At 48.4% G+C, this 14580-nt stretch carries 16 protein-coding genes and 3 tRNA genes; 10 read left to right on the top strand and 9 right to left on the bottom strand.

What is annotated here, in order from left to right:
* Positions 1-30 precede the first annotated feature (30 nt).
* Positions 31-1374, bottom strand: a complete 1344-nt coding sequence (locus BM091_RS00840; RefSeq protein WP_093392718.1) for a lipopolysaccharide biosynthesis protein — start codon at positions 1372-1374, stop codon at positions 31-33.
* A 114-nt stretch (positions 1375-1488) separates the two neighbouring features.
* Between BM091_RS00840 and BM091_RS00835 the strand changes: the two genes are divergently transcribed.
* Positions 1489-1564 (top strand) — tRNA-Ala (locus tag BM091_RS00835).
* 478 nt (positions 1565-2042) lie between these two features.
* Here the strand turns inward: BM091_RS00835 and BM091_RS00830 are convergent.
* Positions 2043-2119, bottom strand: a tRNA-Arg gene (locus BM091_RS00830).
* Positions 2120-2314: 195 nt separating this feature from the next.
* Here BM091_RS00830 and BM091_RS14455 point away from each other — a divergent pair.
* From BM091_RS14455 to BM091_RS00795, 6 genes are all read left to right on the top strand, one after another.
* A complete protein-coding gene (locus tag BM091_RS14455) occupies positions 2315-3001 on the top strand; it encodes a transposase (protein ID WP_093392716.1) in 687 nt (228 codons plus the stop codon).
* Positions 3002-3228: 227 nt separating this feature from the next.
* Positions 3229-3465 carry a transposase gene (locus BM091_RS14170; RefSeq protein ID WP_342745434.1) on the top strand — a complete coding sequence of 79 codons (237 nt, stop codon included), beginning with the start codon at positions 3229-3231 and terminating at the stop codon, positions 3463-3465.
* A gap of 1052 nt (positions 3466-4517) precedes the next feature.
* On the top strand, positions 4518-4958 hold the full coding sequence (locus BM091_RS00810; protein WP_093392710.1) for a thioesterase family protein: 441 nt from the start codon (positions 4518-4520) through the stop codon (positions 4956-4958).
* Between the two features lie 172 nt (positions 4959-5130).
* Entirely contained in the window at positions 5131-5568 is a 438-nt protein-coding gene (locus BM091_RS00805; protein ID WP_143083074.1) for a hypothetical protein, read from the top strand.
* A gap of 16 nt (positions 5569-5584) precedes the next feature.
* A complete protein-coding gene (locus tag BM091_RS00800) occupies positions 5585-6496 on the top strand; it encodes an SAM hydrolase/SAM-dependent halogenase family protein (protein WP_093392705.1) in 912 nt (303 codons plus the stop codon).
* Positions 6497-6647: 151 nt separating this feature from the next.
* A complete protein-coding gene (locus BM091_RS00795; RefSeq protein WP_177193466.1) occupies positions 6648-7568 on the top strand; it encodes a LysR family transcriptional regulator in 921 nt (306 codons plus the stop codon).
* A 55-nt stretch (positions 7569-7623) separates the two neighbouring features.
* Here BM091_RS00795 and BM091_RS13790 read toward each other — a convergent pair whose 3' ends face one another.
* The 7 genes from BM091_RS13790 to BM091_RS00765 all read right to left on the bottom strand — a co-directional run bounded on the left by BM091_RS13790 (position 7624) and on the right by BM091_RS00765 (position 12492).
* Positions 7624-7782 (bottom strand): hypothetical protein, encoded by a 159-nt coding sequence (locus BM091_RS13790; RefSeq protein ID WP_177193465.1) that lies wholly within the window; start codon positions 7780-7782, stop codon positions 7624-7626.
* 191 nt (positions 7783-7973) lie between these two features.
* Positions 7974-8050, bottom strand: a tRNA-Arg gene (locus BM091_RS00790).
* Between the two features lie 73 nt (positions 8051-8123).
* On the bottom strand, positions 8124-9323 hold the full coding sequence (locus BM091_RS00785) for a thiolase family protein (RefSeq protein WP_093392702.1): 1200 nt from the start codon (positions 9321-9323) through the stop codon (positions 8124-8126).
* A 124-nt stretch (positions 9324-9447) separates the two neighbouring features.
* Positions 9448-10611 carry an acyl-CoA dehydrogenase family protein gene (locus BM091_RS00780; protein ID WP_093392700.1) on the bottom strand — a complete coding sequence of 388 codons (1164 nt, stop codon included), beginning with the start codon at positions 10609-10611 and terminating at the stop codon, positions 9448-9450.
* Positions 10612-10615: 4 nt separating this feature from the next.
* Positions 10616-11482, bottom strand: coding sequence for a 3-hydroxybutyryl-CoA dehydrogenase (locus BM091_RS00775; protein WP_093393505.1), 867 nt, complete (start codon positions 11480-11482; stop codon positions 10616-10618).
* Positions 11483-11497: 15 nt separating this feature from the next.
* Positions 11498-12073: a TetR/AcrR family transcriptional regulator gene (locus BM091_RS00770; RefSeq protein WP_093392698.1), complete on the bottom strand. Its 576-nt coding sequence runs from the start codon at positions 12071-12073 to the stop codon at positions 11498-11500.
* Positions 12074-12165: 92 nt separating this feature from the next.
* On the bottom strand, positions 12166-12492 hold the full coding sequence (locus BM091_RS00765; RefSeq protein ID WP_143083073.1) for a hypothetical protein: 327 nt from the start codon (positions 12490-12492) through the stop codon (positions 12166-12168).
* 128 nt (positions 12493-12620) lie between these two features.
* On the opposite strand from BM091_RS00765, the gene BM091_RS00760 reads away from it, so the two are divergent.
* The 3 genes from BM091_RS00760 to BM091_RS00750 are packed head-to-tail and all read left to right on the top strand — an operon-like array spanning position 12621 to position 14572.
* On the top strand, positions 12621-12965 hold the full coding sequence (locus BM091_RS00760) for an STAS domain-containing protein (RefSeq protein WP_093392694.1): 345 nt from the start codon (positions 12621-12623) through the stop codon (positions 12963-12965).
* Positions 12966-12980: 15 nt separating this feature from the next.
* Positions 12981-13781: an ABC transporter ATP-binding protein gene (locus BM091_RS00755; RefSeq protein WP_093392692.1), complete on the top strand. Its 801-nt coding sequence runs from the start codon at positions 12981-12983 to the stop codon at positions 13779-13781.
* A complete protein-coding gene (locus tag BM091_RS00750; protein WP_093392690.1) occupies positions 13778-14572 on the top strand; it encodes an MlaE family ABC transporter permease in 795 nt (264 codons plus the stop codon). Before BM091_RS00755 ends, BM091_RS00750 begins: the two co-directional genes overlap by 4 nt.
* Positions 14573-14580 lie beyond the last annotated feature (8 nt).

Here is a 14580-nt window from a genome sequence, read left to right as displayed (position 1 = left end):
TGTTTCGGAGAATAGTTAGCATTTAAATCATTATACTGCCCGATCTCCGGAGTTAAAGTTTTTATTTATCATGAGTAGTCTTAGAGATGATGAAATAAAGGCATGAACCCCTATTGCAGAAATCACCCCTACAAAACCGAATTTGGATCCAAGAATCCAAATACACAGAAGAAAAGCTGTATTGGCGGCGGCCTGAATTAGAAAATTTTCTCTTACAAGGCCACGGGCCACAATCAGGGGAGAAAGTGGAGTGACGGCAACAGCGTAAGCTTGAACAAGCATAAAAATTGTAAATTCTAAAACGTATTTCCTGAAAACAGGCCCGAAGATTTGGGGAAGCCATATTGGAGAAGATGCGGAAAGCACCGTCGCTGTTGCAAAGGCCACGAGCGCCAGAGCCAGCACAGCCTTTAATGCCGATCTTAACAAATGACGAGGGCGGGAATGGACATTCATGTTGCTGAAATGGGGGTAGAGGACTTGGATCAGAGGTTCCGTCGGCTTTTTGAGCACGTGGCTGACCTGCTGAAAGATCTTGTAAATTCCCGTCGCATCTACGGAGACGAAGTAGGAAACGAAAAAAACATCCAGAAATTTTACCGGTATGTCTATAGTAGACGTTACATTGGTCCAGATTGCAAAGGTTATGAAGGGTTTTTTGGGAAGTCTTGAGGTAGATGACCACCAGGATCCCCAGCCATTTTTGCTTATCACGTACTGAGCGCAGAGGTTTAAAAAAATATAGCCGGCACACTCTGAAAGAAGCCAGGCCAGCAGAAAGCTTATCAGACCACCGTGATAGAGTGTGACCGTCATTACCCCTGCAATCCTGATAAGGCTGTACGTAAACCTTTGCACCGCAAGCATTGAAAAGTTATCGGTGAGTCTGAGGATACCGGTGGACGTTCCCGTTGCATTAAACAGAATTAGAAATGAATATAGCCTGCAGGCTATTACAATTTCATCGCTCCATCCCATAAGACCTCCAACGGCTGGAGCAACAAAATAGGCCACGGCGGCGCCTGTTATCGCAGAAAGACAATCAAGAGTGTATCCAAGACGGATATATCCTCTGAACTCATCGGGCTTTCCTTCGCCCAGCGCCATAGAGCCGAATCGTATCAATGCGGCCCAGGACTGAAAGGTGAAGATGCGATCCAAAAGTTTCGCGTAGGTTTCGGCGAGAACAAGCACGCCAAATGACGCCGTTCCCAGACTTCTCACCGTGATGGTCAAAGCAACGAGTGAAATGATTCGGGCAGAAGCATCGCCTCCAAGAAGAACGATCGTGTTGCGCAGTACACTGCTCTTTAAAAGCTTTTTCGGGCTCCAGAGGGTTCTGGTTAGAGTGAACAGAATTTCCGATGTTTTCATCTCAATCGCTCGTTCTTTAATTTTCCTTCCCCTGAGTAAATACCACGCATCTGCTGCCCGCAAAAGGAACAGTTTGACATCGGTCGCGTAATTGTATAGGAATTTGCTAAAAGTGGGGATGTAGCTCAGGTGGGAGAGCGCAGCCTTCGCAAGGCTGAGGTCACGGGTTCGAATCCCGTCATCTCCACCATTTGTTTAAAATCCATGCCCACTCGGAAACCCCTGTTAAGTTAAGAGCTTATAAGCCCGGATGTTATTCACATGGGTCACCTTGGCGATCGGCAACCCGTTGCCGTGACGGTACTCGGTGTAAAATGCCCTCATGTACCATTGTGATGATGGAGAACAACGGTTCTTAAAGATAGTCACCGAAGAAATCCAGAGCCCAGAAACAAACCCAACAAAGGCATCTGTCTGGTTACACACCCTGACATGTGGCGTATCCGAGAAGCGAGAATTGGCTTATATAACCGAAATCTATAAAGGCAGGACCAATAACAGATGACCAGAACGATATGGCAAAAAGCAAAAATCAGAATGATGAAACCTGCCCTTCTTTCCCATCTCTGCGAAAAGAGCCGTTTAAAAGAAACCTTCCATTGCGGCGCCCTATGGACGCACCGCCAATTTCGTCTCTCCGTGAAACCCGGATAAGTTATTGAAATTACTGGTGCGCCCGGCAGGATTCGAACCTGCGACCTACGGATTCGTAGTCCGGCACTCTATCCAGCTGAGCTACGGGCGCATCCAAGCTATCTTTATCTAGCAAACTTGTTGGGAATGATCAAGTGCAAAGGCCCGTTCATCCGGGAAATCGATGCCCGGCAGTTGTCAACGAAAAATGGATACGGCAGGATCTTGGCTGATCAACACCGCTCTCACAGCCAAAGGAAGTCCTGACCATGTCCACATCTATTTTCTGTAACACGCTTTCGGACTGATGGGAATCACTTATGAAGCGACGGAATGCGCTGGTTCTACAGTCGTCTTCAGGGCTCGGCTGAATCACAGTCTGCACAGATGCCCGGAATGTGGTCACCGGGAAGCGGTCTTCAGGGGAAGCAAAACACGGCGTCTGCTGATGGGCCCTATGGGGCGTAAACGTTGTTATTTGGCCATCCAGTATCACCGCATGGGGTGCCTGCAATGCGGCGCGTTGCGCTGGTCCAGACTCCCCTTTGTCGACGGCAAACACCGGTGCGGCGGTGCTGGACATGCTCTGCTTCGGCACAATTCGCTCGGTTGCCGACCACTTTTACGTTGGCTGGGAGTGGATCAAAACATCCATCGAACCAAACTCGAGAGACTCAACCGGACGATTCCTCTCGACAGAGTCAATTACATCGGTATCGACGAGTTCAGCATCAAGAAGGGAGACCACTGCATGACCATTTTCGTTGACCTGACGAACGGGCGGATCCTCCATGCCGTTGAGGGCAAGAGCAGGCAAGCCATCAGCCCTTTCCTGCATACCTTGAAAAGAAAGGCCAAGAAGCTGAGGGCAATCGCTATGGACATGAACGGTGCCTGCATCTGGGCCGTTCGTGAAGTCCTTCCGGACATTGCCGGGATTTTCAATTGCTACCATGTGATGGCTATGACGAATCAGACCGTCGATGAGTTTTGAAGTGATTACCGGCGGGAACTGGATGTTTTTGACAAAAAAACTCTCAAAGGGAGCCGCTTCCTGCTGCTTCGCAATTACGAATACCTTGACGACAACAGCCGGGCCGGACTTGAGTAATCGTTGGAAGTCAACCAGCCGCTCTACGTCATTCATAGCATGAAGGAACAGCTAAGGGTATTCCGGGAAAAGAGCGACGAATTCAGTGCCGCAAAATTCTTGGAAACTCGGTGTCGCGATACGCGATACGATGGCTTCCGGCATCCAACCATCTGGTGAAGGATGCAAAGACCTTGGCCGCCTACAAAACGGGCTTGCTCAATTACTTCCATCACCGCATCACCAACGGCCCGGTAGAAGGATGTATCATCAAAATCAAAACGCTGAAACGTCGGGCCTATGGCTTCAGGAACATGCACTATTTTCGCCTCCGCCTCTACCATCTGCACAGTCAGAAGTGCTCATAGCCGGATGAACCAAAGTGAAAGATAACCGGCAAGTAAGGATACTCCAGGGCACGGGTGATCAGCAATGCCGTAAACCGGAAACTTACTTCCACACCCGTTAATCGCTCGAATTTTGTGCCGACCTGTGCCGCAAAATCAGACCCGAACCACAAGGATCCAGAGCGCGGGACGGGGTGGCAAAAAGTCCGGGGATGCGGTCAGTTTGCCTGTCCTGGATGTGTCTGCGCCATGATTGAAATAGTTGTTAAGGTGCCAATTGGCTTTCCTGCTCGGGAAGCATTAGGACAGGAAGGACAGGTCAGCTTGTAGTGATTGTTAGCCTTCAGGGCTGTACTCTTAAGCTTCTTCCCGAACAATCCACAGTATGTCAGGGAGGTTTAAATGAAAGGCCTGTGAGGAGATCTTTGAGATGAACGCAGCCACAAACTCAAGTTTTCCACAAAATGACATAACTGATGGAAATCATTATAGATATAGTGTAATGCCATATGATCTACAGAAAGCTTGTGATTTCAATACCTTAGTAGAAACCTTGGCTTTGCAGCATTCTTATCAATTCATGAAAATAAAAGGAATCTTATTGTTTTTTGTGTACCATTACACATTTGTGCTAGCAATTACAGGCAGTTAGATGGTAAAATTATCATTTATGGAAAACTTGGGACAAAGTTAACCAAACATATAAGCATTTTGGAATTGGCTGAGATTCTGGATAATGTATCGGAGGCTTGCAGGAGAAGGAAGATCAGCAGAGGGGAGCAGGTTAATCTTATTGAAAAATGAATCCTGCTTTCAGGGAACCCCATGTTGAGTCCAGCAGGTCCGGGAAGCTACTCTGTCAGGATACCTTATCCCAGGTCATGTGCAAACAGCCAGCAATTCAGGTACCTGTAAATAAACTTCCTGCTAGAAGCACATTTATTAGTGTTTCTCATGAGCTGCATTAGAAAAATTAATTGGCCTCACCATAACCGACAAGATATACATATTAAACAAAACACTAATTAAGCTATTAAACAAGACACTATTTAAATTCAAGAGGAGGAAGCGAGATGCGTGATTTAAATCGTGATTTGGAATATCGGTTTACATATACTGTTCCGGAAGATAGGACGGTTCCATATCTGCTTCCTGAGTCTTCCGAATTTCAGGCAATGCCTCGAGTCCTTGCGAGTGGGTTCATGATAGGAATAATAGAGTGGGCATGTATTAAGGCTGTAAACCCTTATCTTGACTGGCCTAAGGAGCAAACAGTTGGAATTGGTTTCAATTTGACACACAGTGCGGCGACACCCCCAGGGATGACCGTCACTATAAATGTAAAGCTATTGAAGGTTGAGGGTCGGAAATTAACCTTTCAGATCGAGGCTTTCGATGAAGTTGATACGATTTCGGAGGGCATACACGAAAGGTTTATCATTTACCCGGATAAATTCGCCGCGAAAATGGAGCAAAAACTACTTAAGAAAGGCCCGGCATCGGCGAAACCTTGAAAGGGCACTGTCCGAGTTTCTTTCCGACAATGACGTTCTGCCCCTGCTGTCTTCGGTTTTAATGCTTTTTGAATCCGTAAATATCGTTTCTAGTGATCTTATAAAGACAACGGCAGGTGTTGCCTATCACGAAGTTTTGTTAACGGCTTATGAATGGCGGCTTCTGCTTCCGATGATGGCTACTAAAAACTCTGCATGGGAGGATCGGTTACTTCAGGGCCTCATTGCTCCCTACTATGAAATGCCCGAAGTGATTAGGTGCATGGTTTTAATTGCTATGTCGAGAGGCGTATGGGATGGGTACGCCGCACTGAATTATCTTTTTAAAGATCAGGGACTTGTAGATGCTTCCAATAAGATCATAACGGTGATTAAGGAGCTTGCAAGGTTAAAGCGACATGTAACGGCAATGGATGTGGTTTCTGCCTGTGACAATAATAAAATGCCATACACAGCGGACTTTCTCATTAGTATTTTCAAAAGCTTCGGTATAATCAGTCCGAAATTCAGTGATTTGACAAGGTTTTCTTACCATAAAGGACCCGTGTACGAGTTAAACCCAAACCTGGTCTTTACTATGAACGATAAAAATGTCAGCCAGCTAAAGTAGCAAAAAGGAGATTAATATGGATATCGGACCCATCATAGGGTTTGCAAGTGATCTGGGCTTAAAAGACGATTCGGTTGCGCTCTGTAAAGGGTTGATGATTAGCATATGCCCGGAAGTTTATATCGTGGACATATGCCACACGATGACCCCCTTTGATATCGAGGAGGGAGCGTGGTTGGCTCTTGATTTGCCCAGATTTTTTCCGGAAGGCCGAACTATATTTGCCGTTACCACATATCCTGCTACCGGCACAGAGGCTAGATCCATAGCTGTCCGAATAAAAAAAGCCGTGCCGGGTGGATCACTTGAGAAGTGGGAAGGACCGGGAGGGGGTATGGAGCGTACTTTGGAGGGAGGTTACATTTATGTGGCACCGAATAATGGCTTGTTGACCTTTGTACTCGAAAGATACGGGTATATTGAAGCGTATGAAATAATTTCAACTGAGTTCATTCCCGAAAATCCTGAACCTACTTTTTTCAGCAGAGAAATGGTTGCAATACGGGCAGCCTGCATTGCCAAAAAAGTGGTATCACAGGGGGTGCCTCTGTCCAAAGTTGGCCCTCCAATAACAGAAGATAAGCTAGCAAGAATAAAACTGTCTCTGCCGGAGAAAATAGCGCACAATGAGATAAGAGGCAAGATAATTAGAATTGATTATCCTTATGGAAATGTGTGGACTAATATATCTTTCAACGATCTGAAGTCTATGGGAATTAATTATGGTTCACGACTTACAGTTGTTATAGGAGATATATTGAGTTTTAATGTTTACCTGACACGGACGTTTGCCGATGCAGGCGGTATCGGAGATGTTATCTCATATATAAATAGCAGGGGTTATTTTTCTCTGGGCGGGTACGCTGCGAACCTGGCCGACCTGTGTAATTTAAGAAGGGGTATGAATGTTGTTGTTATAAAGGTGTAGCTTATAGATAAGATGATTGTTCTGCCTGCTATGGTATTTAATCGTGAGTCAAAGAATAAGGTTTATGTTCATCCATGCGGACATTTAACGTTACCGATGATTGTTTAGAATTTTTGATATTTCTTTGTTAGGCGACATGAGAGTGGAAAAAATGGAATGGCAACAAATTGTAGCGTTCTACGAGCTGGTTAGGTGTGGCAGCTTTACAAAGGCGGCGGATAAAACGTACAGAACGCAGTCTGCCATCAGCCAGCAGATAAAGGCACTGGAGGAAGAGCTAGGATGCACTCTCGTTGAACGAATTGGCAAGAAAAGCATAAAACTCACGAGAGCCGGCGAGCTGTTTTTCAGGTTTTGCAAACAGGTATTGAGTATGTACGATGCTGTGGTGGGTGAACTTGAGAATATAAAGGATAATCCACAGGGTAGGCTCGCAATTGCGGCACCCTATACGACGCTCTATAATGTTTTACCTCCCTATTTCAGAAAATATCTGTCTCAATATCCCGGTATCGAACTGATCATCCTGGACCGAACACAAAGCGAAGTATTGCAGCTTGTAAATAACGGCGAGGTTGATTTTGGAATAATACTGGAATCCAGAGTTTCTCAAAACCTCGTGGTCATACCGTGGCATGTTGTTCGATTCATGTTGCTTACGCCGATTGGACACCCTCTAGCCGGATTGAAAGAGCTAAACCTTTCGGACATTGTTCAGTATCCATTGATACTTCCGCTTAGAGGTCATCCGCACAGGAAACGGCTGGATCAACTATTTGCCCGAGAAAAAGTGTGCTGTCATGTTGTGATGGAATCGTCGAATGTTGAACTCAGCGCTCTATATGTCGAAAATGGCCTGGGGATTTCTTTTGCCACAGTGATACCACATTTATTGCCGTTCAAATACAGAAAACTGGAGTTTATCCCCCTTGATTGGCTTTTTGACCCGGACCGTATTGCGATTGTAATGAGGCGTGGGACCGAACTACCCGATTACAAGAAGGCTTTTTTGCAAAACCTGTTTACAGATATTGAAGATATCGACCTGAATAGTTATCTGGCAGATTTATGAGGCTTTTATTCTTGTTTAGTCAAGTGTGTCCGTAGGGGAAGGGGCTTTTCCGGATTTAGCGATGGTTTTCCGAAATCACGGTGAGCTTTTCCACCCGTATTTTTTGTTTCACCTCATAGATGAGACGGTAAAGCCCCAAACCGCTACCGTCACGGATCTTATAGGACGTGCCCCTGGGTTTTGCGTTTCGCAGGTGTATATCCCTTGTGATCATAACAACTTACCCATGGTTTGACGGTATCTGTTACGGCCACGCAGCCGTAATTAACCCCATACGGTCAAAATACCGTCAGGGGAGCTGGGTTTCAATGGACGCCGTTGGTCGTTATTGCCTTTTTCGTGTGCCCTGAAGCCCTGATTTTGCTTGCTTTGCTGGAGTGTGCTGGTTTGTGCTATGCTGTAAACTGGTGCCCCCGGCAGGATTCGAACCTGCGGCACCGAGATTAGGAATCTCGTGCTCTATCCTCCTGAGCTACGGGGGCATTAAAGTACCTGGGTGCTCAATATCACGGACGATGCCTCCGTGTCAACGAAAGCATCGCCCGAAGAATTTATTTAATCTCGGGCAACGATTGTAGCCATGCCCATCCCGCCGCCGACACAGAGTGTTGCAAGACCCACGTTGAGATCGCGGCGCTTCATCTCATAGGCGAGAGATATTATGATTCTCAGGCCTGTACAGCCCACGGGGTGTCCAAGGCTTATTCCGCTTCCATTTACGTTCGTTATGGACCGATCGATTCCAAGGCCTCGTTCGCAGGCTATGTATTGAGCGGCAAAGGCCTCGTTGAGCTCTATAAGCTCTACGTTTTTCAGCGTCATTCCGGCTTTTTTTAACACCTTCTGGGTAGCGGGAACGGGACCATAGCCCATAAATTCCGGCTCCACGCCCGCCACGGCCGTTGCAACAATCCTTACCAGGGGTTCAAGGCCCAGTTCGCGGGCCTTTCTACGGGTTGTAATCAGGGCGGCTGCGGCTCCATCATTTATGCCTGAAGAATTTCCGGCAGTAACCGTGCCGTTTTTTTTGAAGACCGGAGGAAGTTTTGCGAGATCTTCAAGGGTAAGCCCAAAGCGGGGATGTTCGTCCTGATCGAACACGATTACCTGTCCCTTGGGTCCTTTTACCTCTATGGGCACTATCTCGTCTTTGAACTTTCCGGCCTTTATGGCCGCTTCGGCCTTTTGATGACTGGCCAAAGCAACTTCGTCCTGTTCCCGTCTGGAGATGTTGTATTTCTCCGCAAGGTTCTCAGCAGTTTCTCCCATAATCATGGGGCGGCCCAGAAGCCGGCTTCCAGAGTGGAGAGCTTCCCACAGGGCGTCCGTACATTCCTGATGCTGGAGCCGCATTCCCCATCTTGCCTTTGACAAGTAGTAAGGTGCGGAACTCATGGATTCCACCCCGACAACCATAATCAGTTCCGCATCCCCTGCCTTTATTGCCTGAGCTGCCGAGGCTACGGCCTGCATGGATGAGGAGCACTGCCTCTGTATGGTGTATGCCGGTACATGAACGGGAAACCCGGCAAGAAGGGCTGCCGTACGGGCCGTGTTGGCCTCGTCGGCGTTCTGCAAGCAATCTCCGGCAATTATGTCATCGAGCATACCCGGGTCAATCCCGGTGCGATCAACAACGGCCTTCATTACGTGGGCGGCCAGTTGAGATGCTCTGACGTCTTTCAGAGTTCCTCCAAATCGCCCGATGGCCGTACGAACACCTCCCACCAGTACTATGTCATCATCTCTCGCCACGACTACCCTCCGTGCTGAAATGTTGCCAGTCCTTTCCCGCCCGAACCATCCCCCTCGGTGCGGGCGGGTACCGGCATATGGTTCAATCGCTTTCCCTTACCCCTTCCTGACCCTGCTCCGAGCGTTATAAAGTCCTCGATATAATGAGGCGTTGAATCTCATTGGTTCCTTCGTAAATCTGGGTAATCTTCGCATCTCTCATCATCCGCTCTACCGGGTATTCTTTTATGTATCCATAACCGCCCAATACCTGCACTGCCTCGGTAGTTACCTCCATGGCGACATCGGCGCAGAAGCACTTCGCCATGGCACTCATCCTTATGAGTTCGGGGCTGAGGCGGCTCATGTCCTTGGGGAGATGGTCGTACATGGAACAGGCCTTGTAGAGCAGCTGTCTTGCTGCCTCAACCTTCATGGCCATATCGGCGAGCTTAAAACCTATTCCCTGGTGTTCTATTATGGGTTTTCCAAAGGCAATTCTTTCTTTAGCGTAGGCCGTTGCGTATTCAAATGCACCTGCCGCAATCCCCAGGGCCTGAGCGGCAACGCCGAGTCGCGAGAAGTCCAGAGTTTTCATCATGATGTGGAAGCCGTCGGTTCCGGAGCCGAGAAGGTTTTCAGCCGGTACTCGGCAGTCTTCAAAAATAAGCTCCACAGTGTCAGACCATCTGATGCCCATTTTGTTTTCTTTTTTTCCGACGGAAAAACCGGGAAAATCCTTTTCGACGATGAAAACGCCGGCATTTTTGTGAGAAGGGCCCTGCGGATCGGTTATGGCATAAACGGTTATTACGTCCGCCACTCCGCCGTTTGTGATAAAGGTCTTTGTGCCGTTCAGCACCCATTCATTTCCGTCTTTTACTGCCCGGCACCTGAGGCCCGCAACGTCGGATCCGGCGGCCGGCTCTGTAAGTGCAAAGGCCGCAAGGAATTCTCCGGTAGCAAGCTTGGGAAGGTATTTCTTTTTCTGTTCTTCGTTAGCTGCGAGCAGTATGGGAAGGGATCCGAGTTCGTGATCTGCTATGAGAAGGCCGCAGGCCGCATCGACCTTGGAGAGCTCTTCGACGACAATGGCCATGGCAAGCATCCCGGCTCCGGAGCCGCCGTATTCTACCGGGAAATCTACGCCGTAGAGCCCGTTTTCCCTGAGAAGGTTCACCATGTCCCAGTCGAACTCTCCTGTTTCATCCCGGCGTGCGGCCCCTGGAGCTACCTGCTCTTTGGCCAGACGCCGCACCATGTCTCGAAGCATCTTCTGTTCTTCCGTAAGTTCGTACTGATGAGGCATATCGTTACCTCCCCTCATATTTATTGGTATAGTCGTAAAAACCTTTCCCCGTTTTACGGCCAAGGTATCCGGCTCTTACCATTTTCCTCAGAAGCGGTGCGGGCCTGTATTTATCTTCACCCAGCTCTTTGTGAAGACCTTCAAGAACGTGAAGTAATGTGTCCAGCCCGACCATGTCGGCAAGGGCAAGGGGCCCGATGGGGTGATTTGCTCCAAGCATCATCGCCCTGTCGATGTCCTCTGCGGAAGCCAGGCCTTCGGAATAAACGAATATGGCTTCGTTTATCATGGGGCAGAGGATTCTATTGACGACGAAGCCCGGAGCTTCCTTAACTTCAACGGGGGTTTTTCCTATTTTTTCCACGAAGGATCGGGCAATGTTGAAGGTGTCGTCAGAAGTGGCAAATCCTCTTATGAGTTCCACGAGTTTCATGACGGGTACGGGATTGAAAAAGTGCATGCCGATAAAGCGGTCGGGTCTTCGGGTGACGGAAGCCATCTCCGTTATGGAAAGACCGGATGTGTTGGATGCAAAGATGACGGATTCGGGGCAGAGTTCGTCTATTTCTTTGAAGACCTGTTTTTTGAGCTCCATTACTTCGACGATTGCCTCTATGACCAGATCTGCTCCCTCAACGGCTTCCTTGATGTCAGTTGTGCCCTTTATTTTGCCCAATATTGAGTCAGCCGAAGCTGCATCCAGCTTGCCCTTCGCCACCGCTCGTTCCAGGTTTTTCTTTATCGTTGACAGGCCTTTTTCTACGAAGGCACTTTCGATGTCCCTTATTTTAACTTCGAAGCCGGCTTCGGCGATAACCTGGGCTATTCCCGATCCCATGATTCCTGCGCCGAGTACACAAACCCTTTTAATTTCCATTTTATCCTCCTACCAAAGGCTTAGCATTGACAAAAAACCATGAGCCAGTGTGTTTATGTCCGTTTCATCTTCTCGCATTAACCCCTGGACTGCAATTCCCTGTACTGCTCCGATAAAGGCTATTGAGGCTGCTCTGGGATTTGAAACGCGGGGGTGGTGTTCGAGGACCCGTGACATGGCTTCCACAAAGATTTCGTATACTTCCTTGATGACCTTTTCCGCCGGGTGGTGGGATCCCGAGAATTCCGTTGCCAGAGTGGCAAAGCATATGGTGGCCTCGGGGTAGCGGTTGAAGTGAGAACACATGAGGTCTATGATGTCTGAGATGGTTTTGCTGGAAGGGTGCTTTACCCGATTCAACTGATCGGCGTAGGCTTTGATGCCTTTGGAGAGCCACTCGATTACGGCATAGAGCAGATCTTCCTTGGTTGTGAAGTGGTGAAAGAGTGCTCCCGTTGTGACTCCTGCCATGCGGGCTATTTCGGAAACCGTGGTTTTATGGTAGCCGAATCTTGCGAAATGCCAGACGGCGCTTTTGATGATGCTCATGCGGGTATTTTGAGCCTGAATCTCTTTCTTGGTCATTTTTCTTATTCCGTAGTGGGTTAAGTTACATAGTACGTACTAGCCATTATGCGACTCAGGGCCAGTGTGTCAAGCTTTTTGTCCTTTAATTGTTAGCAACACATTAATTGTTCATTGCATTTGGCCGATTTCCGTGGACCATGGAAAACTGCCATACTTCCGTCGGAATATCTATGTGCCCCTACCCTTGCTCTGAGGTAACCCATCCGATAAGGATTGGGAGGAATAATTTCATTTTCTAAAAGGATACGCAATTGAAGGAAAGGTATCCTGACCGTGTCGATTTCCCCGCTTACCCCTTTGAAAGAATCTTCCCGTCTGTAGCTTTCCTGTTCTGATCCTTTCAGACACAGCATGAGCTGCACGACTAATGTGCTGAAGGACTCATAGGTTCTATGGCCTCTACGGCTTTTCATCATACCGGAACAGGGTTTTCCCTGCCGTGTCCTTATCGGGGTAAGATGAGCACTTTACAAGCAAAGGGCCTCAAAGCTATAGAGGTAACTACATAACTTTGAAATTCCCTGAATTAAATAAGGGTGGGCTTATGCAGAATGGTTTGTCCGGAGATCTTATTGACATGAGAGTTTCATCATCGGGAACTCTTTCCATCGAAATCAGGGGAAGGCTTACGAGGTATGAAGTTCCGCGGATATATCGAAGGCTTAAAAAAGAGTTGAATTCCCGGGCAATAGCCGGCGTCGAGCTGAACCTTTTCAATGTGTCCACGGTGGATACGGCGGGAGTGGCACTTTTTGTTGCGCTTTGCAGAGAGGCTAAAAAGAGAGGGATTTCCTTCAAGTTGAAAAACCCTTCCGAACATGCCGTGAGAGTGATAAAACTGGCCCGTCTTGAAAATCTTCTGCTGGAGAACCGGACTGGTGAGGGCTGACGGAGTAATCGTCTTATGACCGGTGATATTGCAATAGAGGTGAAAGGACTTAACAGCTTCTACGGCACGAGACAGGTACTCTACGATGTGTCGGCCCTTATACCCAGACATGAGATTTTCGTCATAATGGGCATAAGCGGTTCCGGTAAAACGACTCTTTTCCGCCATCTAATCGGCCTTAAGGAAACGCCGTCGGGGTGTATATGGATTGACGGAGAAGACGTCGGAAGATGGGGTAGTTCGGAGTGGAATAACTATCACAAGCGTATCGGGGTTCTGTTTCAGAACGGGGCTCTTTTTAACTCTCTTACGGTAGGCGAAAATGTGGCCACGCCTCTACGGGTTCATACCGGTCTTCCCGGCGAAATCATTGACATCATGGTTGAGATGAAACTGCACATGGTGGGCCTGTCGGGACTGTCGGGATTTATGCCGTCTCAGTTGAGCGGAGGGATGCGCAAGAGAGCCGGACTTGCAAGGGCTCTGGCGATGGACCCTGAGTTTCTTTTTGTTGACGAGCCCTCATCAGGGCTTGATCCAATTACTGCTGCGGGGCTTGACGAACTCCTGCTTTCTCTTAAGGCTGCCCTGGGAATGACCGTTATCGTGGTTACCCATGAGCTCGAAAGCGCTTTCAGGATAGCCGACAGAATGATGGTAATGGATCGTGGACGCATCCTTGCATCGGGAACCCCCGATGAAATAAGAAGAAACGATAATCCAAGGGTGAGGCAGTTTCTGGAACGAAGAGCCGAAGAGGCGGGAGAGGACGTGGAAGCTTATCTTGAAAGGCTGTGCGCGGTGAGGCGACGATGAATTACGGAATTACCTTGATTTATTCTCTCGGGCGATGGGGTCTTGGACAGATATTCGGTTTGGGTCGTCTGGGGATTTTCCTGCTGTCCTCTGTTGCCGGGCTCTTTCGACCCCCGGGAAAGTTCCTTGCTGTGATCAAGCACATCCACTTCATCGGCCACAAATCCCTTTTTGTGATATGCTTTACCGGTGCCTTTTCGGGCATGGTGCTGGGACTTCAGGGGTATTACACTCTTTCCAAATTCGGTTCCGAGGGTCTTCTTGGGGCGGCCGTAGCTCTCAGCCTGATCCGGGAACTGGGGCCTGTTCTCACGGCGCTTATGATAACCGGCCGTGCGGGATCGGCAATATGCGCGGAAATAGGGATAATGAGGATTGAAGAGCAGATAGATGCTCTGCGTTGTATGGCCATAGATCCTCATTCTTACATGATTACTCCCAGATTTATCGCCGGCCTTATCTGCTTTCCCCTGCTAACCTCGATTTTCGACCTAATCGGTATCATAGGCGGTTATGGGGTAGGGGTTTTGCTTCTCGGTGCAAACCCAGGCGCTTATTGGGACGGGATATACAAAAGCGTTGACTGGTCCGATGTCTCCATGGGCTATGTAAAGGCTTTTGTATTTGCGATAATAACTATATGGATCTGTACATACAAGGGGTTTTATGCGGGGGTGGATACGGGCTCCATGGGGCCGGAAGATGTAAGCAAAGCAACGACCGATGCGGTTGTGGCTTCTTCCGTATCTGTGCTTGTTGCGGACTATGTGATTACGTCCATTATGCTTTAGTGACGAAG

This window comes from Thermodesulforhabdus norvegica (assembly GCF_900114975.1).
GTDB lineage: Bacteria > Desulfobacterota > Syntrophobacteria > Syntrophobacterales > Thermodesulforhabdaceae > Thermodesulforhabdus > Thermodesulforhabdus norvegica.
This window is presented reverse-complemented; position numbering and strand designations above follow the sequence as displayed.